Origin of the sequence: Persephonella marina EX-H1, from assembly GCF_000021565.1 — a bacterium.
Taxonomy (GTDB): domain Bacteria; phylum Aquificota; class Aquificia; order Aquificales; family Hydrogenothermaceae; genus Persephonella; species Persephonella marina.
Window position 1 is genome coordinate 384,587 of sequence record NC_012440.1, and the last position, 23,410, is coordinate 407,996.

27 protein-coding genes are annotated in these 23,410 nt (G+C 36.6%); 19 read left to right on the forward strand and 8 right to left on the reverse strand.

What is annotated here, in order from left to right; genetic code table 11:
- The first annotated feature begins 66 nt into the window (after positions 1–66).
- The 9 genes from pyrF to purQ all read left to right on the forward strand — a co-directional run bounded on the left by pyrF (position 67) and on the right by purQ (position 6,632).
- The gene (pyrF, locus tag PERMA_RS02115) at positions 67–759 is read left to right on the forward strand and encodes an orotidine-5'-phosphate decarboxylase (protein ID WP_015898980.1); all 693 of its coding nucleotides are present in this window, start codon (positions 67–69) and stop codon (positions 757–759) included.
- On the forward strand, positions 753–2,057 hold the full coding sequence (rpoN, locus tag PERMA_RS02120; RefSeq protein ID WP_012675301.1) for an RNA polymerase factor sigma-54: 1,305 nt from the start codon (positions 753–755) through the stop codon (positions 2,055–2,057). The genes pyrF and rpoN overlap by 7 nt, the downstream gene beginning before the upstream one ends.
- Entirely contained in the window at positions 2,054–2,620 is a 567-nt protein-coding gene (hpf, locus tag PERMA_RS02125) for a ribosome hibernation-promoting factor, HPF/YfiA family (RefSeq protein WP_012676101.1), read from the forward strand. Before rpoN ends, hpf begins: the two co-directional genes overlap by 4 nt.
- Before the next feature lie 74 nt (positions 2,621–2,694).
- Positions 2,695–3,147, forward strand: a complete 453-nt coding sequence (rplM, locus tag PERMA_RS02130; protein WP_012676821.1) for a 50S ribosomal protein L13 — start codon at positions 2,695–2,697, stop codon at positions 3,145–3,147.
- A 17-nt stretch (positions 3,148–3,164) separates the two neighbouring features.
- Positions 3,165–3,593, forward strand: coding sequence for a 30S ribosomal protein S9 (rpsI, locus tag PERMA_RS02135; protein ID WP_012675730.1), 429 nt, complete (start codon positions 3,165–3,167; stop codon positions 3,591–3,593).
- 96 nt (positions 3,594–3,689) lie between these two features.
- The gene (gene argC, locus PERMA_RS02140; protein ID WP_012676643.1) at positions 3,690–4,706 is read left to right on the forward strand and encodes an N-acetyl-gamma-glutamyl-phosphate reductase; all 1,017 of its coding nucleotides are present in this window, start codon (positions 3,690–3,692) and stop codon (positions 4,704–4,706) included.
- Complete coding sequence (gene rfaE1 / locus PERMA_RS02145) at positions 4,703–5,656, forward strand: D-glycero-beta-D-manno-heptose-7-phosphate kinase (protein WP_012675540.1); 954 nt, start codon at positions 4,703–4,705, stop codon at positions 5,654–5,656. The genes argC and rfaE1 overlap by 4 nt, the downstream gene beginning before the upstream one ends.
- Before the next feature lie 36 nt (positions 5,657–5,692).
- On the forward strand, positions 5,693–5,935 hold the full coding sequence (purS, locus tag PERMA_RS02150) for a phosphoribosylformylglycinamidine synthase subunit PurS (RefSeq protein WP_012676384.1): 243 nt from the start codon (positions 5,693–5,695) through the stop codon (positions 5,933–5,935).
- A 10-nt stretch (positions 5,936–5,945) separates the two neighbouring features.
- On the forward strand, positions 5,946–6,632 hold the full coding sequence (gene purQ, locus PERMA_RS02155) for a phosphoribosylformylglycinamidine synthase I (protein WP_012676018.1): 687 nt from the start codon (positions 5,946–5,948) through the stop codon (positions 6,630–6,632).
- On the opposite strand, the gene PERMA_RS02160 is transcribed toward purQ, so the two are convergent.
- Positions 6,613–7,077: a TlpA family protein disulfide reductase gene (locus PERMA_RS02160; protein ID WP_012675325.1), complete on the reverse strand. Its 465-nt coding sequence runs from the start codon at positions 7,075–7,077 to the stop codon at positions 6,613–6,615. The genes purQ and PERMA_RS02160 overlap by 20 nt on opposite strands.
- A 56-nt stretch (positions 7,078–7,133) precedes the next feature.
- Between PERMA_RS02160 and PERMA_RS02165 the strand changes: the two genes are divergently transcribed.
- Complete coding sequence (locus tag PERMA_RS02165; RefSeq protein ID WP_012675871.1) at positions 7,134–8,165, forward strand: deoxyguanosinetriphosphate triphosphohydrolase; 1,032 nt, start codon at positions 7,134–7,136, stop codon at positions 8,163–8,165.
- Here the strand turns inward: PERMA_RS02165 and PERMA_RS02170 are convergent.
- The 6 genes from PERMA_RS02170 to PERMA_RS02195 form a co-directional block, all read right to left on the reverse strand.
- Entirely contained in the window at positions 8,162–8,641 is a 480-nt protein-coding gene (locus tag PERMA_RS02170; RefSeq protein ID WP_041530859.1) for a spore coat protein U domain-containing protein, read from the reverse strand. The two genes, PERMA_RS02165 and PERMA_RS02170, sit on opposite strands and share 4 nt — an antisense overlap.
- Positions 8,641–11,124, reverse strand: coding sequence for an SPOR domain-containing protein (locus tag PERMA_RS02175; RefSeq protein ID WP_015899008.1), 2,484 nt, complete (start codon positions 11,122–11,124; stop codon positions 8,641–8,643). The genes PERMA_RS02170 and PERMA_RS02175 overlap by 1 nt, the downstream gene beginning before the upstream one ends.
- A 183-nt stretch (positions 11,125–11,307) precedes the next feature.
- Positions 11,308–12,063 (reverse strand): fimbrial biogenesis chaperone, encoded by a 756-nt coding sequence (locus tag PERMA_RS02180; RefSeq protein WP_187146669.1) that lies wholly within the window; start codon positions 12,061–12,063, stop codon positions 11,308–11,310.
- Between the two features lie 53 nt (positions 12,064–12,116).
- On the reverse strand, positions 12,117–12,581 hold the full coding sequence (locus PERMA_RS02185) for a Csu type fimbrial protein (protein ID WP_012675867.1): 465 nt from the start codon (positions 12,579–12,581) through the stop codon (positions 12,117–12,119).
- A 59-nt stretch (positions 12,582–12,640) separates the two neighbouring features.
- A complete protein-coding gene (locus tag PERMA_RS10445) occupies positions 12,641–13,102 on the reverse strand; it encodes a Csu type fimbrial protein (RefSeq protein ID WP_012676699.1) in 462 nt (153 codons plus the stop codon).
- A 127-nt stretch (positions 13,103–13,229) separates the two neighbouring features.
- Positions 13,230–13,514 (reverse strand): IS1/IS1595 family N-terminal zinc-binding domain-containing protein, encoded by a 285-nt coding sequence (locus PERMA_RS02195; RefSeq protein WP_012676600.1) that lies wholly within the window; start codon positions 13,512–13,514, stop codon positions 13,230–13,232.
- A 200-nt stretch (positions 13,515–13,714) separates the two neighbouring features.
- On the opposite strand from PERMA_RS02195, the gene hemC reads away from it, so the two are divergent.
- The 5 genes from hemC to PERMA_RS02220 are packed head-to-tail and all read left to right on the forward strand — an operon-like array spanning position 13,715 to position 19,386.
- The gene (hemC, locus tag PERMA_RS02200) at positions 13,715–14,641 is read left to right on the forward strand and encodes a hydroxymethylbilane synthase (RefSeq protein WP_012675459.1); all 927 of its coding nucleotides are present in this window, start codon (positions 13,715–13,717) and stop codon (positions 14,639–14,641) included.
- Positions 14,642–14,647: 6 nt separating this feature from the next.
- Positions 14,648–16,021, forward strand: coding sequence for an ArnT family glycosyltransferase (locus PERMA_RS02205; RefSeq protein WP_012675456.1), 1,374 nt, complete (start codon positions 14,648–14,650; stop codon positions 16,019–16,021).
- Positions 16,018–17,733, forward strand: a complete 1,716-nt coding sequence (locus PERMA_RS02210) for an ABC transporter ATP-binding protein (protein WP_012676442.1) — start codon at positions 16,018–16,020, stop codon at positions 17,731–17,733. Before PERMA_RS02205 ends, PERMA_RS02210 begins: the two co-directional genes overlap by 4 nt.
- A 23-nt stretch (positions 17,734–17,756) precedes the next feature.
- Positions 17,757–18,848 (forward strand): PHP domain-containing protein, encoded by a 1,092-nt coding sequence (locus tag PERMA_RS02215; RefSeq protein ID WP_238527226.1) that lies wholly within the window; start codon positions 17,757–17,759, stop codon positions 18,846–18,848.
- A complete protein-coding gene (locus tag PERMA_RS02220) occupies positions 18,841–19,386 on the forward strand; it encodes a phosphatase PAP2 family protein (RefSeq protein ID WP_012676059.1) in 546 nt (181 codons plus the stop codon). The genes PERMA_RS02215 and PERMA_RS02220 overlap by 8 nt, the downstream gene beginning before the upstream one ends.
- Here PERMA_RS02220 and PERMA_RS02225 read toward each other — a convergent pair.
- Positions 19,361–20,101, reverse strand: a complete 741-nt coding sequence (locus tag PERMA_RS02225) for a pyridoxine 5'-phosphate synthase (protein ID WP_012676614.1) — start codon at positions 20,099–20,101, stop codon at positions 19,361–19,363. The two genes, PERMA_RS02220 and PERMA_RS02225, sit on opposite strands and share 26 nt — an antisense overlap.
- A gap of 86 nt (positions 20,102–20,187) precedes the next feature.
- On the opposite strand from PERMA_RS02225, the gene PERMA_RS02230 reads away from it, so the two are divergent.
- The 4 genes from PERMA_RS02230 to dapB all read left to right on the forward strand — a co-directional run bounded on the left by PERMA_RS02230 (position 20,188) and on the right by dapB (position 23,407).
- A complete protein-coding gene (locus PERMA_RS02230; protein ID WP_012676286.1) occupies positions 20,188–21,372 on the forward strand; it encodes an N-acetylmuramoyl-L-alanine amidase in 1,185 nt (394 codons plus the stop codon).
- Positions 21,372–22,139 (forward strand): type III pantothenate kinase, encoded by a 768-nt coding sequence (locus PERMA_RS02235; protein ID WP_012676422.1) that lies wholly within the window; start codon positions 21,372–21,374, stop codon positions 22,137–22,139. The genes PERMA_RS02230 and PERMA_RS02235 overlap by 1 nt, the downstream gene beginning before the upstream one ends.
- Positions 22,140–22,340: 201 nt before the next feature.
- The gene (locus tag PERMA_RS02240) at positions 22,341–22,598 is read left to right on the forward strand and encodes a hypothetical protein (protein ID WP_012676661.1); all 258 of its coding nucleotides are present in this window, start codon (positions 22,341–22,343) and stop codon (positions 22,596–22,598) included.
- Positions 22,598–23,407, forward strand: a complete 810-nt coding sequence (dapB, locus tag PERMA_RS02245; protein ID WP_012675267.1) for a 4-hydroxy-tetrahydrodipicolinate reductase — start codon at positions 22,598–22,600, stop codon at positions 23,405–23,407. Before PERMA_RS02240 ends, dapB begins: the two co-directional genes overlap by 1 nt.
- Positions 23,408–23,410 lie beyond the last annotated feature (3 nt).

Here is a 23,410-nt window from a genome sequence, read left to right on the forward strand (position 1 = left end):
CCCTTGACTTATATTTCTATTAAATCTAATATAAATTGGCATGAAAATTGATATAAAGGAGAGAGTTTGACAGAAAAAAGAATAGCGGTAGCTCTTGATGTAAGAGATATAAAGGAAGCTGAAAGGATTCTGGAAGATATATCAGGTTACGATCTTATAGTAAAAATAGGTTATGCGCTTTTTATAAAATACGGAAGAGAGATAACAGACCTTGTAAAATCAATGGGTTTTGATATATTCCTTGATCTAAAACTACATGACATACCTAACACAGTTTATAACGGTGTATCATCTGCTGTGGATCTTGGTGTGAATTACCTTACCGTTCATACACTTGGTGGAAGACAGATGTTACAGAAAGCTGTTGAGGCCAGGGAAGGTTCAGATCTTAAAATTTTAGGTGTTACTGTTCTCACAAGCCATTCAGAGGATTATATGGATTATATAGGCTCACATTATACTATAGACCAGCTTGCCCTGAAACTTGCTAAGGAAGCTGTTGATACAGGGGTGGATGGTATCGTCTCCTCTGCTCATGAGGTTGAAAGACTAAAAAAAGAAATAAAAAAAGATTTTATATCCGTTGTTCCTGGAATAAGATTTTCTGAAGACAGCACAGATGACCAGAAAAGATCAGCAACACCTGAAACGGCATTGAGATCAGGTGCTGATATACTTGTTATTGGAAGACCTATAATAAAAGCTCAGAACAGGAAAGAGGCATTAAATAAGTTTTATGAAGTGTTAAACAGATGCTGAAGCAGACATTAAATCTAAAACTTCAGAATAAGCTTGTACTTACATTAAGCCTGAAGCAGCAGCTTTCTCTTTTACTGCTCCCTACAGTTGAGCTTAAAGAGACAATAAAGCAGGAGCTTGAGGAAAACCCTTTCCTTGAAGAGATAATAAATTTAGAGCCTGATTATGAGCCTATAAAGGATCTATCAAAGTACTATGATGAGGAAGAAACGCCTCTTTTAAGCAGGATAGCATACAGACCTACACTGTACGACACACTTGATTTCCAGATAGACCTTGAGTTTGAAGGTATTGAAAAGGATATAGCCCATGAGATCGCCGGAAATCTGGATGAGAAAGGGTTACTCGCAGTTTCTATTGATGAGATAGCATCAAAACTGAATGTAAAACAGGAGATTGTAGAGGAAGTAAGAAAAAGATTCATAAGACTTGAACCTACAGGGATAGGCGCCCTTACACTTGAGGAGGCCTTAATAATCCAGTACGAGGAGAGGTTTGGAAAGGATCCCCTTGTAGAGAGAATACTCAGGGAAGATGTCTGGAATCTTAATGATATGGATTATCTATCTGAAAAGTATGGGGTTGACAGGAAGGAGATTGAGGAGAAGGTATTTTACATAAAGATGCTGAGACCATACCCGACATTTAATTACGATCTTGAGACAACAGAGTATGTTGAGCCTGATGTTTATGTTTACGATAGAGGGGACAGCTTTGAGATAAAGGTGAATGAGTCAGGTATTCCAAAACTGAAGCTTACATCCCAGTACAGAAGACTTATATCTGATAAATCCCTTTCTCCGGAAGTTAGGAAGTTCCTTGAGGATAAACTCCAGAAGGCTATGGGTATAATGAAAGGTATAGAGCTGAGAAGGGAAAACCTTTACAGAATAACAGAGCTTCTTGTGAACTATCAGGCAGACTTTTTGAGAAAAGGGAAGGAGTACCTTAAACCTTTAACACTTAAAGATATAGCATCAAAACTTGATCTTCATGAATCAACTGTGAGCAGGATTGTATCAAGTAAATATATGCAGACAGACAAGGGACTTATACCTTTAAAGGCATTTTTCGCATCAAAACTCCAAACTTCAGGTGGAGATATTTCCACAGAAAAAGTAAAATATATGATCTGTGAGCTTATAGAAAATGAGGACAAGAAAAAGCCGTTAAGTGATCAGGCTATAGCGAATATATTAAAGGATAGATACGGAATAAAGATAGCAAGAAGAACTGTAACAAAATATAGAGAAGAATTAAATATACCGGATTCAAGAACAAGGAGGACGAAGCCATGAAGGTAGAGCATGTTGGAAAGAATATTGACGTGACGGAGTTTATCAAGAGCTATACAGAACACAAACTTGAAAGACTTAAACCTTACATCAAAGATATTGATGTTGCTGATGATTCTGTAGAGGTAAGGGTAACATATGCTTTTGAGAAACACAGACATAGAAACAGGGTTGATATAGACATCTACTTCAAGACACCAGGTGGTGGGGTTATACACGCCTGGGAAGAAAGTAATGATCTTTACTCTGCTATAGACTTTGTTATAGATGAGGTTGAAAGACAGCTTGTAAGACTTAAGGCAAGAAGAAAAGAAGAGAGAAGAAGACTTGCAAAACTCAAGGAGATGGAAAAGAGAACCGTCACTGTTGAGGAAAGCATAGAGAGACCTTTAATCGTTCAGGAACCTATGCCTCTTGAAAAACCTCTCACAGTTGAGGATGCAAGAATGCTTCTTGAGGAGATGGGAGCTTTCTTCCTTCCGTTCAGAAATGCAGAGACAGGAGAGGTTAATGTTATATACAGGAAGAAAGCCGGGAATTACGGACTGATAATTCCGGGAACATAACTTTTCTTGACAGTTAAAAGCCAGTATGTAATAATTATTGTCTTGTTGATAGAATTAATTGTGCGAGGAGGAGTATGAAAACTATAGATGCTCGTAAGCTTGATATTAAAAGAGAATGGTATGTTATTGATGCTACAGGAAAAAATCTTGGAAGACTTGCTACACTTATAGCAAACATTCTCAGAGGAAAACATAAACCTTACTTCCAGCCTGATGTTGATGTTGGAGATTTTGTTATCGTTTTAAACGCTGACAAGATAACTGTTACAGGGAAGAAGCTTACAGATAAAGAGTACAAATGGCACACAAACAGACCTGGTGGTCTTAATGTGAGAACTCTCCAGTGGATGCTTGAACACAAACCTGAAGAGGTTATAAGATTAGCTGTTGAGAGAATGCTTCCAAAGAACAAGCTCCAGAAAAGATTTATGAAAAGGCTTAAGGTTTACACAGGATCAGAGCATAAGCATCAGGCTCAAAATCCAAAAAACCTGGAAGAGCTTAAAGCTCTCTGGAAAAATTTTTAGTGTGGAGGTATTAAGTCTTGGCTGAGATAGTTAAGATAGATCCTAAGGTTGCAAAATACGGAACAGGAAGAAGAAAAGAGGCTGTAGCAAGGGTGTGGATATTCCCAGGTGAAGGGAAGATATATGTTAGAAGCTCATCAGGTAAAGAGTGGGAAGCTCCTGTTTACTTTGAGAGAGAGATACTTATGGAAAGGATAAACAGACCTTTTGCGGTTACAGAGACACTTGGAAAGTTTGATGTTTACGCAACTGTAAAAGGTAGTGGAAAGCCTGCACAGGCAGAAGCTGTTATGTATGGAATTGCAAAGGCGCTTCTTCAGTACAACCCTGACTTCAGACCTGTTTTAAAATCTGCTGGTCTTCTTACAAGGGACGCAAGGGTCAAAGAGCGTAAGAAGTACGCACAGATGGGTGCGAGAGCAAAATACAGATGGTCCAAGCGTTAATATAAACCTTACGGGAGCTTCTGCTCCCTTTATCAGATTGACTTTTTCATCCCACTGTCATAATCTAACTTAAAATCATAAACAGGGAAATTTTTTATGAAAATAGCTATAGCAGGAGCCTCAGGTTATACAGGAATTGAACTTCTGAGAATTCTCTCATCATATGAAGATATAGAGATAAACCAGATCAGCTCAAGAAGATACTCAGGTAAGAGATTAAAGGATGTGTTTCCATTTTTCTCAGGAAGGTTCTCCGATCTCGTATTTCAGGAAGATATAGATATCCAGTCCTCTGACTTTTTCTTTCTCTGTCTTCCACATGAGCCTTCAGTTGAGCTTGTTAAAAGGGTTTATGAGAGCGGAAAAAAGGTTGTAGATCTTTCTGCAGCTTACAGAATAAAGGACACAAAAGCTTACACAGAATTTTACGGTTTTGAACATAAATACCCAGAACTGCTATTTAAGGCTGTTTACGGTCTCCCAGAACTTTTCAGGGATGATATCAAAAATGCCTCTGTTGTGGCAAATCCAGGATGTTACCCAACAGCATCCATCTTAGGTTTATACCCTGCTGTTAAGGAAGGTGTTATTAAGGGAGAGATAGTTATAAATGCACTTTCAGGAATATCAGGGGCTGGAAGGGAACCAAAACAGCAGTTTCATTATCCTGAGGCTTTTGGGGATTCTTACCCATATAAACCTTTAATGCACAGACATATACCTGAGATGGAAAATGTTTTAAAAAATGTATCAGGTTCTGACATAAAGGTGAGATTTACACCCCATATAATACCAGTATCAAGGGGTATGATAGCGACTATAACATTCAGGACGGATCTTTCAAAGGATCAGATTGTTGAGCTTTACAGACTTGAGTACAGGTATGAGCCATTTATAAGATTTTTAACTGAGCCACCACATACAAAGTATGTTTCAGGCTCTAACTTCTGTGACATATTTGTTGATAAAGATGAGAGAACAGGTCTTGCTGTTGTTATAACAGCCATTGATAATCTTGGAAAAGGGGCTTCATCACAGGCGATCCAGAACTTTAATATAATGACAGGAAGAGAAGAGACCTACAATCTTTTAACAGGGATAGTATATCCATGATAGACAGAGATAGAGCATCTGAGATAGTTAAAAGATTTCCTGAGAAAAAGATACTTGTAGTTGGGGATCTTATACTTGATAGATATCTCTGGGGAGAGGTTGAAAGAATTTCACCTGAAGCTCCCGTCCCTGTAGTTGATGTAAAAAGGGAGAGTCTGAATCTTGGAGGGGCCTGTAATGTTGCCTGGAATATATCTGAGCTTGAAGGTGAGGTATACATAGCAGGTGTCGTTGGTGATGATATAAATGGTGAGATACTTGTTAATATGCTTTCAGAAAGCGGGATAAACCCTGTTGTTATCAGGGACAGAAACAGACCTACAACAGAAAAAACAAGGATAATAGCTGTAAGCCAGCAGCTGATGAGAATAGACAGGGAGAAGAAGGACAGACTTTCACAGACTGTTCAGAAAAGGCTTATATCAGCCATACAGGATATTATTGAAAGGATAGATGCTGTTATTGTTTCAGACTACGGTAAAGGTGTGATAACAAGAAGACTGATGGACTTTTTAAGGAAGACTGGAAAACCCATCTTTGTTGATCCTAAACCTTCAAACTTCAGTCTTTACAGGAATATAACAATAATGACACCTAACAGGAAAGAGGCTTACGAGTGTGTTAAGAAGGACAGATCACTTCCTATTGAAAGGATAGGATCTGAGATAAAAAGAAAGTTGGGTATAGATCAGCTTCTTATAACGCTTGGTTCTGAGGGTATGGCACTTTTTGAAGGCGAGAGTATCACTAAAATACCTGCAAAGGCAAAAAAGGTTTTTGATGTAACAGGTGCAGGAGATACTGTGATATCTGTTCTCACACTGTCAAAGGTATCGGGAGCAAGCTGGCTTGAGGCATCATCTCTTGCGAACTACGCAGCCGGTTATGTTGTTGGTGAGATAGGGACGGCAGCTATAGACAGGGATACACTTTTATCAATCCTGCCCTGAGATGTTATAATAATTTCAAAAAGTGAGGAGTGATTTATGCTTGTAAAGTTTTATATAAAACCGAGAAAAGGTGTTCTTGATCCTCAGGGAAGAGCTGTAGCTGAAAATCTCAGATCGCTTGGATTTTCAGATGTAAAGGATGTGAAAGTTGGAAAGTATATTGAGGTTTACATAGAAGAGAATGACAGGGAAAAGGCTATTGAAAAGGCGAAGGAGATGGCGAGAAAAGCCCTTGTAAATGAGATAATAGAAGATTACGAGTTTGAAGTTGTAGAATAGGAGGCTTAGATTGAGATTTGGCGTTGCTGTATATCCAGGATCAAACTGCGATTACGATACATACACCGTAATAAGGGATATCCTTAAGAAGGATGTTGAGTTCATAGATTACAGAAGAACAGATATAGATGGTTTTGACTGTATAGTACTTCCAGGTGGATTTTCATTCGGAGATTACTTAAGGCCTGGAACGTTAGCATCTCACACACCATTAACTTACGCTCTTAAAGAGTTTGCAGATAGGGGAAGGTATGTTATAGGGATCTGTAACGGATTCCAGATACTCACTGAGTCACACCTTCTCCCTGGAGCTTTGATGCCAAATGCACACGGGAAGTTTGTGTGTAAACCACAGTATCTGAGGGTTGAAAACAGCAACACACCTTTTACAAACCAGTGTGAGGAAGGACAGATACTCAAGATACCTATAGCACACCACGACGGTAACTACTTCGTTGATCAGGACACACTTAAAGAGATGGAAGATAACGACCAGATAATACTCAGATACTGTGATGAGTTTGGAAATATAACTGATGAGGCGAACCCTAACGGCTCTTTAAAAAATATAGCAGGTATATGCAATAAGAATAAAAATGTTTTCGGTCTTATGCCTCATCCTGAGAGAGCATCAGAGAGCATACTTGGATCTGAGGACGGCCTTTATATACTTAAATCTATAATAAACTCTTTATAATCCCTTCTATCTTTTCCTCAGACTGTGGGCCTATAAGCCTTCTGAATATTTCTGTATTCCTGTCAAGAACTATGATCATAGGCGTTCCTATAATCTTGTATTTATACATCATATCACCGTTTCCTATAAGGACAGGAATCTCAAAGTTCCACTCTTTTTTAACCTTTTTTATTTTTTGTAAATCCTTTGTCCCGAGAACAACGGCGTAAAAGTTTATATCTCTTCCATACTTTTTATAAAGTCTATCCAGAACAGGCATCTCTTCTCTGCAGCTGTGGCAGAGAACTCCCCAGAATATAAGCAGAGTTGGTTTACCCTTCAGATCATCCCTGTTTACGATTTTTCCGTTCTCATCTTTTACTGAAAAATCAGGTGCTGTTTTTCCAAATGATAGGGTTAATACAACAGAAAATATGATAAGAATACTTACAGCTTTCCCTTTCAATCTGAACCTCCGAAAAATAGATATACATTATAAATATAAACCTGACAGGAAGTAAAATGAATGTTAGAGAGCAGTTAGAGAGTTTTGAGTATAAGTTTTTACATGAGAGAGCCTCAAAAAGCAGAGATGCAAAGAGGAAGAGGGAGGAGAGAGAGTGTGATCTGAGAACTAAGTTCCAGAGAGACAGGGACAGGATACTCCACTCTAAGGCTTTCAGAAGGCTTAAACATAAAACACAGGTATTCCTATCCCCTGAAGGTGATCACTACAGAACAAGAATGACTCATACACTTGAGGTTGCACAGATAGGTAGAACTATAGCAAAGGCTTTAAGACTGAATGAGGATCTTGTTGAGGCTGTATCACTTGGTCACGATCTTGGGCATACGCCTTTTGGTCATGCTGGGGAGTTTATACTGAAGGAAGGAGCTTCTTATCACCACGCAAGGCAGAGCCTCAGGGTTGTTGATCTTCTTGAGAATGAAGGTATGGGTCTTAATCTTACAGATCAGGTAAGGGATGGAATACTTAAACACAGCAAAGGAAAGTCACCTTTAATATCTGAAGGTAATATGCCCTCAACACTTGAAGGAGAGATAGTAAGAATTGCAGATAAGATAGCTTACATAAACCACGATATAGAAGACGCGATAAGGGCAGGACTTATACAGGAAAGAGATATCCCCTCTGAGATAAGGTCTGTTCTCGGAGAGACAAAATCTGAAAGGATAACAACAATAATAAAAAGCATAATAAACTCAACTATTGATAATGATTACAGGCATATAGTTATGGAAGATAAAGTTTATAAGGCTATGTACACATTAAGGGAGTGGCTTTTTGAGAATGTTTACCATGCAAAACCTGTTGTTGAGGAGCTTGAGAAGGGAAAAGGGATAGTAAAGGCTCTTTACGAGTACTATCTTGAGCATTACTACGAGATACCCTACTATGAAAAGTATCTCCAGCTCTGGGGTGAGTACGATCCAAAGCAGGCATCTGTGGATTATGTTGCAGGAATGACAGACAGATTCGCACTTAAAACCTACGAGAAGATATTTATACCAAAAGGCTGGCATATACTCTAATATTCTATCTGAATGATAAGAGCATCCCTGTAATCATTTGCAGCTTTTACATTCTGCATCGGTGGGATAACACCAATAACTGTATGTTTAACCTCCTGAACGCCCCCATGGTGTTTAGGCTGAACAGTTCCGGATATTACGCATGTTCCTCCTGTACCGTCTCCGAAGACACATCCCCCGTTAATAAATATGTTGTAATATAGTTTTTCATCTGTTGATGGAGAGTATAGATATCTCTTTGTTGGGTCTGGACTGTTACCACCTAAGAGTTTTACTGTGTAGGTTACAGGCCTGTGACCTGAGCATCTGACAGTCAGAAGAGCTGGAACTCTCTTTACACTTACCTCAAATGGATCATAATTGCCAAAAGGCAGATCCTCTATATCTGCTGTGCAAGTTGAGTGACCGCCCTTTACAACAGCAAAAGATATATTGAAAGAAAAGATTATGAATAGCACTGTGATTACGTATCTCATCATTCCCTCACCACCCTTATTTTCCCGTTTAGTTTAAATATGTTTTTGAACTTTTCCGCATCCTCTCTGGTTTTGAACTTTCCTATATAGACTCTGTATATCTCTCCATCTTTAACGATCTCAGTCTGGAACTCTTCATACTCTTCAACAGCTTTTTTGATCTCTTTTTCACTGAACTTTCCAACCTCAATGGTATACGTTCTGTTTTTATTATTTTTGTTTTCTGCTTTTTCTGATTTTTTGTCAGGTTTATTGATTTTGTTTTCTGGGGATTTTTTGAATGATACTTTTCTGAATTTCTTGAGTTTTTCTTTCTCTTTTATGTCTTTCTTGAGTTTCGCAGGTTTTACCTTTATCTTTTTCTTTTCTTTTACTATTATCGTTCCTGTCTGTGGAACGCATGTGTATTCTCCGATATATGGAACAACCTTCTCAAGCCATTTCTCTTTTATATTAAGTTCAAAAGAACATATACCATAGCCGTAATCAACGGTTACTATATGTTTTCCTGCTGTTATATTCTCTATGAATGCCTTTCCGTTGTACCCGATAATACCTGCGTTTGTTCTGTCGTCAATATCAAACCTCAGACCTGCCTCAGGAAAACTTCCATCGGGAAACTGTATCTTAAGCCTTACCGAGTTTACCTTTTTAGATCTGAACCTAAGTAGATAACCATGTTTTCTCAGAGGGACAAAAGTGTAAACAGTTTTATCAATATGTGTTTTCATATCAAGTGAGGAAGGATCTATCCTTATTTCGTTTCTGTAGTAGGGAGCAATATTATCTATAAACACTATACCGTTTTTGTCTGTCGTCCCAACATTTCTGTTGTTTGCTAAAACTTTAGCACCTTCAACAGGAGGCTCTATTTTTACAAGGGCAAAACCGTTGTTAGCATATTGTTTGAAAAATACATTTCCATCCATATATATAACGCTACCCTTAAGTCCTAATCTGTACCCTAGAGAGTCTGATCCTTCCGAATTAATATATGAGAGTTCAGAAAATAGGATAGTGTATGGAGATTTGAAATATAGATTTCCTAAAAAGTTAGTATCACCATTTGCCTTTGTTCCTCTGACTGAGTATGTAACACCTGTTGAAGAAGTCATATTTTTGGCTAAGTATAGAGTATAAGACTGATCTTTCTTATTGTCCTGCATTGAAAGAGAGGTTGAGTAGTTAGACCCTAATGGCATATTTAATGACACCCTGTAAACTTCATTATCATTATTCCCGGAAATATTTTTGTTATATGCAGCAGATAGAGAAAGTCTATTAAAGATTATCTTGCTATATGAAATATTAATGTTTGTCATATTATCTCTGTCTATGAATTTCCTGTCCATATATGTTAAAGATAAAGAACCAATATACGGAAACCTAAAAGTTGTAAATGCAGATAACTCTTCCTTAGGCAGTCCTAAAACTGTTCCAGGTTGAACAAAGTCTTTGCTGTTTTTCTTGTATCTAAAGGAAAAGGTTAAATATTTGAATGTTTTGTCGTAGTTTATTCCGTACAGAAATGCGGACTTACCTTCTGAATAGGATGCAGCAAATAAGGGGGTTACTGTTCCAAACTTTGGTATTAGTATAAGAGGTGCTAGTCCTACATTTCCTTCTTTATATCCATTTAAAAAGCCCTCGAATTCTAGTGTTAATCTGTTTGTAAACCCATATCTATATATCCCCATAGTTATTAAATTGTGATATTTAAAGCTTTCATTTATATAGTTTTTTCTTACAAATCCTGTAGAGAAAGAGAATTCACTAAGGCCGGGTTTTAATAGGTTTTTGTGGGTATAATAAGGAATTTCAATAATCCTTGTTCTTCCTAAAATGTCTTTTACAATAACTCTTAGGTTCCCTTCCGGAGAAATAACAGGTATATCTCTTATCTCAAACTCACCTGGTTTTATATCTTTAGAAAAAACTTTTGCGTTCTCGGAAAATATATCTATTGAAGAAGGAAGAACAGTTTCACCAGAAAATTCAGGAAGAGGATATGTAATAATATCAGGTCTGAGAGAAAAATCTGTTGCTATAGATATACCACCTATTCTGACGGCACTGTTCCACTGATTGCTCTGAGTAAAAATATCTCCGATCTTTATTTTCCTTATATTATCAATATCCTGAATAAGAAGGTAACTTTCTAACCTAACTATTTTTGAACTAAGGTCAGAGTAGTTCATCAAGAAAGAGGATGTAAAAACATTTTTTCCAAAAAATAGATTGAAATCTGTTGCTCCTCTGAAATAGTTAAAGTTCGAGCTGTCTGAGTACATAAAATCGTAATCAATATAAAGCCCAAGACTTTCAGCTGGAACTTCTTGCTGTCTTTTGATTACAATTTCTTCCTTTCTGAAAAATTCAGGAGGGAAATTTATATCCGCTGTTAAAAGGGAGTAATTTAAGTTGTAATCTACACCTTCTAAACAAGAAACACAGACATATTCCTGATGTTTTATAGTTTGCACATATCTCTCAGGGAAATTTTCTATTCCTATTTTTTGTAGTAGACTTTTTCTTATAAATAACTTTTTTTTTCCGTGTAAACTATATCTTCACCAGCTTTTATTTTGTTAATATTCAAATCAAGTATTAAAAGACTATACTTCTTCTCTTTACTTATTGAGAAAGTTGTTAGCATCAAGATTATACTAAAGCTCAATAGTAATTTCTTTATCATCTTCAAGCACTATCACCATTTTATCAGGAATATCTTCAAAAGGTTCTGTAGTAATCTTTCCGTTAACACCTACTTTTGTTTTTTTCAGTTCAAATAAGATTTCTTTCTTAGGAAGAACATACTTAACCATATTCTTTGAAAATATCTCCTTCTCACCTTTAAAAAGGCTTACATGAACTATCTTGGCGAAAGCATTTCCATCGTTTTTTATGGTTAAAGATACTTTTTCTTTTGATTTTTCTTTAGGTTCAAAGTTTAGGCTGTAATTTATGTCTGATTTTGAATTAACAAAAACCGGAATGCTTAAATTCAGTAATATCTGAATGTATGGTTTTACTTTTTTGGGATTTTTTTCAGGTTTTATTTTCCGTGGAACCTGTCTTAGCAGTAATCTATAAAACTCCTGAGGCCTACTGAAATTTCCAAGATATGCCAATCTAACCAACTGTTTTTGCCTGCCTTCAAGTTCTATATATGGTGGAACTACCACCACGTCTTCTGTAGGAACTAATATATCGTTACCTTCAGGATCCTGATCCCACTTCCTTACCTCTGCTTCTACAGCTATTTTTTTATCGGTTAAACTCTGTATTTCAAAAACCGCTGTAGTTTTTTGAGGGAAAACATAAATTCTGATAGGTTTCACAACAAAATCTAAGGCATACGTTATAGAATAAGTTAGTAATATTACCGATAGGATGACAAATACTGTTGCTCTGAAAATCAATGTTTTCCCTCCTTCAGATGTAATTAAAAAAGGGGAGATAAAACTCTCCCCTTTTACCATGTAAGAGTTAGGTTTACTGTGTCTTCATAAGTTCCTACAGATACATTCTGCCCTGTTCCTATTCTTACTGTGAGAGTTAGAATTTCTACAAAATCTGATCCGTCTACATCCGTTCCATTGCTGATTTGGGGAATTACCTGTGCGTTAAGATATTCTGTAGGATCACCTACTTTTTCAAGTTTTCCGTCAAAGGATACTGTCCATGTGTATTCAGTTCCTTTTGAACAGTTGAACTCAATTTCTGTTTTTGCTTTTGTTATACCGTCAACATAGCCTGTCTCAAATGGATCGTAATTTAGTGTAACGTCATGAGCACCAGTTACAATATTACATACTTTTATAACATTTGCTTGGATTTTAAAGTCATCATTGGAAATGGGCAAAGGAACTGAATCTGCAAAGACTATGCCAGAAATCCCCAATATCGTAAATCCTGTTATTATTTTTTTCTTTAACATAGCTATTACCTCTGAGATTTAATATAGCAGGGGTGAGGGGATACACCCCCGCTTTATCTTTAGTATACGATGTTTACTGTAACTGTATCTTCATATGTCCCCACATTTACGTTTTGCTGAGCAGGTATTGTAATATCAAAGGATAAAATTTCCTCATTTCCTGAACCTATACCGTTAGAGTCTGTGAAAGCATCACCGCTATTTATTGAAGAGCCATTAAGTGTTGCACTTAAGCTATAGCTGAGAGTATCACTAATAGCGGGATCTGTACTGGAAAGTACACCGGAAGCTGTCCATGAGATAGTTCCGCTTGTTCCTTTAACACAGTTGAAAACTATGTTTGTAGAGTCTGTGTAATCACTTGTGATGAAAGGATCATAGTTAACTGAGATGTCTGCTGCATTCGTGTTGATAACACATTTTTCTGCAACAGTTGCTGTGATTTTAAAGTCATCACTTAAAGCGAAAGCTGCCGTTGATGTAACTGCTCCTGCGAGAGCAAGTGCTACTAACTTCTTCATCTTACTGACCTCCTTTAAAGTAGTGTTATTAATTTATTTTTTTATATTATTAATTTGTCTAATAATTTGATATTTAATCTAATATTCAGTTTTGTATAATTCAATATTTTTTCAAAATTTGATGAACTTAAATCTTTTTTATTCCCTTCAAATCCTTGTATTTCTTAACCCAGTGGTGTATAGTCTGAACTTTTATATTTAACTTTTTTGATATCTCTGTAAGTGTATAGCCTTCCTTATAGAGGTTTACAGCTTCTCTTCTGATCTTGAAAGGATACTTCCTCTTTGATGCATTAATAGTAAATCTGTAATAGCATTCCTTACAGAGATATGTCTGCTTACCGTTTGCCTTGCCGTTCTTAACACACCTCTCTGATTCACAGTGAGGGCAACTTATCTTTTTTCCTCCCATGGCTCCCCCTATTCAGAGCATTTATTAATTATTATTAATTTTTTATTATCTTTTTAGTAATGATTGTAAACAGATTTTACATTAGGATATCAGTAATGGCAACTATTTTTAAGAAATGATGATAGTTATCCTTTACAGTTTGAAGTTTATATATCTGAAGGTTTATAATAGCTTTAAAAATAATTTTCCGGGGTTTTATATTGAGGATAAGAATAGGAACAAGAAAAAGTAAACTTGCCCTCTGGCAGGCAAATTATATTGCAGATCAGCTGAAGAAACATTTTCCTGATCTGGAAGTTGAACTTGTAAAGATAGTTACTAAAGGTGACAAGATCCTTGATGTCCCACTTGCTAAGGTGGGAGGGAAAGGTCTTTTTGTTAAAGAGATAGAGGAAGCTATGCTCAGAAATGAGATAGATATAGCTGTTCATTCTTTAAAGGATGTTCCAACATACTTTCCTGAAGGTCTTGGGCTTGTTGCTATCACCGAGAGGGAAGATCCAAGGGATGCTTTCCTGTCTGTTAAATACAACTCCATTGAGGATATGCCTGAAGGGGCTGTTCTTGGTACGAGCTCTCTTAGAAGAAAAGCCCAGATAATGATGAAAAGAAAAGATATCCGTATAGAAGACCTTAGAGGGAATGTTGATACGAGAATAAGAAAGCTTGAAGAAGGCCAGTATGACGGGATTATCCTCGCCTATGCAGGTCTTAAAAGACTTGGACTTGAGGGTAAGGTCAGACAGATACTCCAGCCTGATTATATGATACCTGCTGTTGCACAGGGATTTCTTGGAATTGAGGCAAGGCTTGATGATGAAAAAACAAGGGAGATAGTATCGGTTCTTAATCATAGAGAAAGTGAGATAAGGGCAAAAGCTGAGAGGGCATTCTTAAAAACACTTGAAGGTGGCTGTCAGGTTCCACTTGCAGGATACTCTGAGATAGTAAATGGAAAGCTGAAGATAACTGGGTTTGTTTCTGATCTTACAGGAGATAGAGTTTTCAGGGATAGTATGGAAGGAAGTCTTGAAGATGCTGAGAGTTTAGGTGTTAAGCTTGCAGAAAAACTGCTTTCAGATGGAGCAAAGGAAGTTCTTGAAGAAATATACTCCGGATCAGAATAAAAACAGATGTTTAAAATTAATCTATTAAGTGATAAGTACATTTTATCGCTTATTATACTGGGTGTCCTTTCTTTATTCCCTAATATAAATGTTTATGAGTTTAGAGGAGAGGAATCTCTTAGGGTGATCGTTTCCTATGAGATGGTTAAATCTGGAAATTTTCTTCAGCCAACATTCCTTGGTGATCTTTACTTTAATAAGCCACCTTTGTTTAACTGGTTCATAGCTATTTCATCCTTTCTTATACCATGGTCAGAACTGACAGCAAGGATTGTTACAATTATTTTCTTATCTTTGACTCTCCTGCTTATTTACAGATTTTCTTACAAAATATTCAGTGATAAAATTACAGCCCTTTTTTCTTCCCTTATATATCTGACCTTTACTGATATTCTGTTCTGGTATGGATATTTAGCCGAGATTGATGTAACACTCGCCTTTTTTATCTTCCTGATGATCTATTTCCAGTATTTTGGATTTATTGAGAACAGAAAGGATTATATATTACTGTCAGGAGTTGTTGCTGGGCTTTCCTTTCTGTTAAAAGGTTTTCCTGCACTGGTGTTTTTCGGTATCACTTATTTCGCACTCATTATTTTTACAAGGAGATTTAAAGAGTTTTTAAATCCTTTTTTATATATATCTGCGGGAATTTCAATCCTTATACCTGCCTTGTGGATACTGAACACTGCTGACCCAGAAAGGTATATTCAAAAACTGTTTCTTGAGAGTATAGTGAGAACAAGGGGTGGGTCGGATATACTGAAATTCTTAACACATCTTGTTGAGTATCCTCTTCTGAATATAAAACAGCTTATTCCAGGTGTTATTTTTGCTTTTATTGTTATATTTCTACATTTCAGGAAGAAGCTTTCCATCGTTCTGCCGGAAAATATAAAACTTCTTCTTTTTATTGTTGCTCTGAACTATATTCCTTATATACTTGCTGTAGAGAGTAGAGGAAGGTATGTTATTCCTCTCTTTCCTGTTCTCGCTGTTGTCTTTGGATACATTTTGGTTAAAGCTCAAAAGGAAAAACTTCTCAGGGCATTTGTTTATACAGCTTTATTTTTTATAACTGTCAGATTCCTTCTGGGGTTTATTGGTTTCCCAATTTTAATGGAAAAGAAAGCATCAAGGAAAAAAGTAGCCTACGATATTATCCAAGAAGTTGATATCTCTAAAAATATTGCCTGTGACTGCTCTCCTGAAAAGTCTGTATGTCTTTATATAGATTTTGAGAAGGGAGAGCCTTTAAAAAAATCTAAATATATGAAGAACTGGGATTATCTGATAGACTGTTCTGGTAATAAAAAGGGAAACCTGCTTAAAGTTTATGATCTGAAAGGTAAAAAGATATATCTGTATGAAAAAAGATGAAGAAAGACATTAGTTTTTTACTTTCACTTTTTAAAAAGTACTGGGTTCTGCTTTTCCTGGCAATCGCTGGAAGTCTCCTTGAGTCAGGAGCTTTAGCCGGACTTGCATATATAGTTAAGAATATTGTTGATGATGTTTTTGTATCAAAAAGCTATGAAAGTCTCGTTTTTGTTACAGCTGTTCTTATTATACTTGCGTCAGCAAAACAGATAGGATTTTTCCTCAAAAACTATGTTTACCCTCTGATAGTTTACAAAGGGATTAAAAATATAAGGGAAAATATATACGGTAAACTTCTTAATACACAGCCTTCATTTCTATTTAAACACTCATACGGTGATATACTGAGCAGACTCACAAATGATCTTGAGAGATTTTCCCAGATTGTTACATCATTTGGAACAAATGTGATAACTGAAACATTTACGGTTATGGCCATAATCGTTCTTCTTATATACAGAGACTGGAAGATGTTTTTAATATTCCTTGTAGCTGTTCCTTTTCTCACAGTTGCTCTCGGATTCTTTGGAGAGAAAAGAAAGAAATACTCAAAAAAACTTCAGGAGAGTTACGGGGATTACACTCAGCATCTAAACCAGCTTTTAACGGGTTTTGAGGTTGTTAAGCTTTTCAGCCAGAAGGTATTTTTCAAGATATTCAGGATTATAAATGAAAATCTTTACCACAGGGAGAAGAAAAACAAGTTTTATGAGACTGTATATCTTTCTTCGGTTGAGATAATAGCCTACACAGCAACAGCAGGAATAATATTTTACGGCGGATACAGAATAATAAATGAAGAGATAACAGCAGGGGATTTTTTCTCATTTTTAGGTGGTGTTCTGATACTTGTAAACTCAATGCAGGTTCTTCAAAGGGGTCTTGTTCAGCTTAAAGCCCTATCTCCCGTTATTGAAAGAATAAAATTCCTTTTAGATATGCCTGAGGAAAAAGATGAAGGAATAGAGTTTGAGGGTTTGAAGGACAGGATCGTTTATAAAAATGTATCCCTTAAGATTGATAACAACCAGATACTTAAAGATGTAAACCTTAAGATAAATAAAGGAGAAAAACTTGGTATTGTCGGACTTACAGGATCTGGAAAATCAACCGTTGTAAAGATACTTCCAGGATTAATAAAAGATTATGAGGGAAATGTTTTTATTGATGATCATGAGCTCAGAGAGTATTCAGTCTCCTCTTTGAGAAAACATATAGGCGTGATATCTCAGGATGTTTTTATCTTTAATGATACTTTGAGAAACAATCTGCTTATAGCAAAACCAGATGCAACAGATGAGGAGTTATATCAGGCCTTAAAAAAGGCAAAGGCGGATTTTGTTTTCAGTATGGAGAATGGCCTTGATACTGTTCTTGGTGAGAAAGGATCAAGACTCTCGGGAGGGGAGAGACAGAGAATATCTATAGCGAGGATATTCCTTAAAGATCCGGACATACTTATTATTGATGAGGGAACATCTGCCCTTGATGTTGAGACTGAAGAGTATGTGATGGAGGAGATTAAGGAACATTTCTCAGACAGAACAGTAATAATGATAACCCACAGACTTAAGATACTTGATATATGCGATAGGATAGCCGTTATGGATAAAGGGACTGTTGTTGAGGAAGGGACAAAAAAAGAGCTTCTTGAGAAAAAAGGTATCTTTTACAGATTTTTCTCACTATCACAAACTGATGATAAAATATAATCTAAAACTGTCCTGAGGGTAAGTTGGTATACTTGGTACTTTTTTTTATAATCATCTTATTTCTGACTTTTTTATTTTATGTAGAGTTCAGACCGATTAAGAAGATAAAAATAGACGAGAAAAGTATATCTTCACTGTCAGAAAGTTTTCCTGAAGAGATATACAGATATAATGTTATATCCCATATACATACTCAGTTTTCATTTGATTCCCTTGGTAAACCTTCAGATATAAGAAGGGCTATGGAAGTTAATGAGATTGATTTTGTCTTTGTTACGGATCATGATAACGATAACTACAGATTTTTTGAGGATGGTAAGGTTTTCGCAGGTATAGAAAAGAACACACCAGATGGAAGACTGCTTCTTCTGGGAAATGAGGTTCCTGTCATATCACATCCTAATAACTTTGAGTTTGAACATTATAGATGGAAGGGAGAGTTCAAGGAAGATCATCTTTATGAGATCATAGACATAAAGGACGGTATTGTATGGAACAAGCTTATTACAGGACTTACACTTATCAAAAATATTCTCCTCTACCCTTTTACCAGGAATATTCTCCATAAATGGAATGCACTTATACCCCTTGATAAATGGGTTGATCTTTATTTTGAGAGAGCAAAGGGGCTAAAACTTATAGGTGGTCTTGATCTTCATATTAAGCTTGTTTATCAGGAACATACACACGGTATTCTGATACCTTCATACCAGGAAGGGTTTAAATGGCTTGTGAACAAAGTTTTTTCAAAAAGTGAGATAAAAGATAAGAAGGATATACTTGAGGCTTTAAGGAAAGGACTGCTTTATATATCTCTTAAAAGGAAGGAAGGTTACTTCTGGGGAAGTAACGGTTTTAATATCTACCTTTTCTGGGAGAAGATGCCCGTTGGGTCATCAATTAACTGTGATTTCAGAGAGTTAAAAACAGTAAAGATACTGAAATGTAATAACAGTCCTGTTCTTGTAACTGAGGAAAACAGATTTTCCTACGTTGCCTACAGGGCAGGCTATTACCATTTTGAGGTTTATGAGTACGATTTTAAGATAGGGAATCTTTATTTTGGCGTGAGACCTGTTGCTGTTACAAATATATTTGAGGTTGTAAATGTCTGAAAAAAGAAGAATACCAAATGACTGGCAGTTAAAGATAAAATGGAATGTGAAACTTTTCTATCTTATAAACTCAAGAAGATCCAGGTTTTTAGATAGATTTTACAGGTACTACTTCAGACTTGGAAAGAGCTACACACTTCCTGTCTTTCTTCCTTTCTTTTACTACTCTGGAGGCCTGGAAAGCCTTATACATCTTGCTATAGCCCTTTTAATAACCGGTATACTGATGCCTTCTATAAAATACACATTCAGACATAAAAGACCCTACGTTCTTCTTGAGAATGTAAACCTCCTTGAGCCTGTAACATTAAAGAGCTTCCCTTCAGCCGATACAGCTTACGCCTTTACCATTTTTGGTGTTATGCTCTTTTATGGTAGTCTCCCCATTATTCTGCTCTTCTTTGTTTATGCGGTTTTAATAGCCTACGGGAGAGTATATATGGGTGCTCATTTTCCCATCGATGTGTTGACAGGCGGAGTTATTGGTTTTCTTTCAGCAGTTTTTGGTTATGCTATACTCGGATATCTTTCCTTCTGACCTCATTTATCAGCTTTTTCATCTTTCTTACAGCCTCATCAAGCCCGAGGAATATAGCATTTGCTATTATTGAGTGCCCTATATTCAGCTCCTCAATCTCTTCTATCTCAGCAACAGGCTGGACATTTGTGTATGTCAGTCCGTGTCCTGCAAAAACTTTCAGGCCGAGACTTCTTCCGTAAACGGCAGCTTTTTTAATTCTGAAGATCTCATTATCCCTTTCTTTATCTGACCTTGCGTTTGCATACTCTCCTGTATGAATCTCAACAGCGTCTGCTCCCACTTCCATAGATGCCTTTATCTGCTCTTCCACAGGATCAACAAATGTTGCAACATTTATCCCGTTATCCTTTAACTCTTTTATAAATTCTCTCAGGTAGTCAGTCATTGATACAACGTCAAGGCCTCCCTCTGTTGTTATCTCTTCCCTTTTTTCAGGAACAATTGTGACCCTGTCGGGTTTTATTCTTATAGCTATCTGTTTCATCTCCTCTGTGGCTGCCATCTCCATATTTAGAGGTATTTCTGTTATAACAGCCCTGAGTTTTTCAACATCAGAGTCCTGTATATGCCTTCTGTCTTCCCTCAGATGGAATGTTATCTGGTCTGCTCCTGCGTCTCTTGCTATGATAGCACCTTTAACAGGATCAGGCTCATATGTTTTCCTTGCCTCTCTTACTGTTGCTATATGATCTATATTTACACCTAATCTCATCGTTCTCTCCTTTAAGAATATTATTTTTAAGCCGATAATAATAAAACATTATAGCATCAGGTTTTTTACGGGGGTTATGCTTTATAATGGTAAGAATTTTTATAGTATTCTTTATGCTATTTAATCTTGCCTACGCTTTTCAGGTAAGGACAGGGGAGCATAAACAGTTTTACAGATTTGTATTTGAAACAGGCAAAAAGGTTCATTTTGAGGAGATACCTTTTCTTGACCAGAAGGTTGTTGTTCTTAGTATAGAGGGTAAACCCGAAAATCTGATCATGCTTAAAGATAAAGATCTAAAAAAGTATATTAAAGCTGTAGATATCATAAAAAGCGGGGATACTACAAAGTTTGTTTTTGAGCTTTCAGATGATGTCTCCGAGTATAAGATATTCACACTAAAAAAGCCATTCAGGATTGTTATAGATTTTATAAAGGGAGCTAAAGTAAAAGGAATACAAAGAATAGAAAAGAGATATGATATAGATATAGTTAAATCTGACAGGATAAAAACAAAAAAAGTAAAACTTATAGATGATCCTATCTTTAGTATTCTGACAAAAAGAGATCTGGAGATTGAAATACCTGAAAGTTTTGTAGGTGATAAAAAGATAGTTGTTATAGATCCGGGACATGGAGGAAGAGATCCGGGAGCTATTCATAACGGTCTTGTTGAGAAAGATGTAAACCTTAAGATAGCAAAGAGATTAAAAAAAATTATTGAAAAGGATCCAAGATTTAAGGTGTATCTCACACGTGAAGATGACAGGTTTGTTTCCCTTTACAAAAGAACAGTCTTTGCTGTTAAAAAAAGAGCAGATATATTCATAAGTATTCACTGCAACTCCTCTCCTACACTTAAAGAGTCCGGAACATACATATACACGCTGAATTTGAGAGGAGCAAGGTCAAAACTGGCAAAGCTTGTTGAGATGAGGGAGAACAAGGCTGTTGTTGATTATGTAAGGGTAAGCACAAATCCTGTAGTTAACAGGATAGTTGCTGATCTTGCGATAAGCAGTACAATGACAGAGGGTCTGAATTTTGCAAAATACCTGAAAAGGTATCTGAAGGATGTTACAGATTTCAGAGATATTGATTCGGCAAACTTTGCTGTTCTGAAAACACCCGGGATACCATCTGTTCTCATAGAGACACTTTATCTTACAGATCCTTTAGATGCATACCTTTTAAAAAATGATCTTTTTATAGAAAACTTCAGCCTGTCCGTTTATAATGCTATTGTTGATTACTTTTTTGAGAAGAAGTAATGATACTCGGGATAGATATAGGAAACACAACATCTGAGTTCGGTTTTATCTACAACGGAAAAAGGATAAACAGTTACAAACTAAGGTCTGATCACACAAAGACTGTTGACGACTGGCTTATTGATATATCTGCCATTTTCAGTATTGAAGGAATGAAAAAGGAATCTGTCAAAGATTGTGTTATCTCATCAGTTGTTCCACCACTTGAAGACAGGATATATTCAGCATGTAAGAAATTTTTAGGGAAGAAGCCTCTCAGAATAGGGAAAGAGCTTAAGGTTCCTATAAAAATTAACTATAAAAATCCTGAAGAGGTGGGAATCGACAGGGTTGTTAATGCTTTTGCAGGTGTGAAAAGATACGGAAAACCTTTAATTCTTGTTGATCTTGGAACTGCCATAACATTTGATGTTGTTAATCAGAAAGGGGAGTATGAAGGCGGGGCTATATTTCCAGGAATAGACAGCAGTATAGAAGCCCTGTTTTCAAAAACAGCAAAACTTCCAAAGGTAAGTATAGAAAATGTTAAAAAGGTTGTCGGTAAAACAACAGTAGAGAGTATCCAGTCAGGTATATTTTTCGGTTATATATCACTTATAGAGGGGATGATAAAAAGGATTATAAGGGAAAAGGGTTTCAGTCCAAAAGTTATTCTTACAGGTGGGAGCGGTGAGATAATAACAAAAGGTCTTGAGATTGACCATATTTTTGATATGTATCTATCACTTGAGGGGATATACGATATATACAGCTATCACGGAAATTAGTTGCTTTTTGAACTATTTGCGTTTAGTATAAATATATCAGAACATAATTATTAAATTAAGGAGGTTAGCGCCATGGAGATGACCTACGGAGGAGTACCAACAGCAGAGGTAATCCTTTTTGTACTTATGCTTGCTATGCTTTTAGTGTTATGGGGAAGAATTATGTACCAGATGGGAACTAAAGACAAATAGGAGTAATTAATGGCAAATGAAGAGACTAAGGCCTACCCGTTTGCGCTGGTAGGTTTTTTTGTTACAGATAAGGATGTAAATGAGGCTTTCAGGCAGAATGTAACACCTGAGGAGCTTGAGAAGCTTCAGGAGCTTCTCAAAAAAACAATATTTGCTGAGGATGTTGATATTGCTATAGCACCTTTTGTTGTTCCACCGGATCAGGTTAATGATGCTTTACAACAGCTTGCAGAAGCTATCTTTTCTCAGGAGGAAGAGCAGGGATAATGGTAAAGGTTGTTATATCTGGTATTATGGGAAGGATGGGAAGAACTATTGCCAGACTTGCCTATGAAGATCCTGAAGTCCAGATAGCAGGTGGTGTTGAAAGTCCTGACTGTGTCCATTTTCATGAGAATGTAAAGGACATACTGAATAAAGAGGATGTTGATGCACCTATAACTGCTGATCTTTCAAAGATAATAGAAAGGGCAGATGTTATTATTGATTTTGCAGGCAGTACAGAGGCTGTTCTGGGACATGTACGTCTTGCTGCCGCAGACCAGAACAGGAAATGTATGGTCATAGGAACAACTGGGTTTTCTGATGAGGAGCTTGAAGAGATAAGACAGCTCTCAAAGGATATCCCAATAGTTCTTGCACCTAATATGAGTATAGGTGTGAATCTTCTTTTCAAGCTTGTGGAGGATGCTGCAAAGGCTTTGAAGGACAAGGGTTTTGATATAGAAGTTGTTGAGATGCACCACAGGTATAAAAAAGACTCACCTTCAGGTACAGCTGTCAAGATCGTTGATATTCTAAAAGAGGCTACAGGGATTCAGAAGGTTATTTACGGCAGAGAAGGTATCTATGAAAACGGAAGACCTTCAGATGAGATAGCCGTTTTTGCTTTACGTGGTGGTGATGTTGTTGGAGAACACACTGTTATATTTGCAGGACTTGGAGAGAGAATAGAGCTCACCCACAGGGCTGGTTCAAGGGATATATTTGCGAAAGGTGCTGTTGAGGCTGCTAAATGGATAAAGGATAAGCCTCCTGGACTTTACGATATGATGGATGTCCTTGGACTTAAATAATTT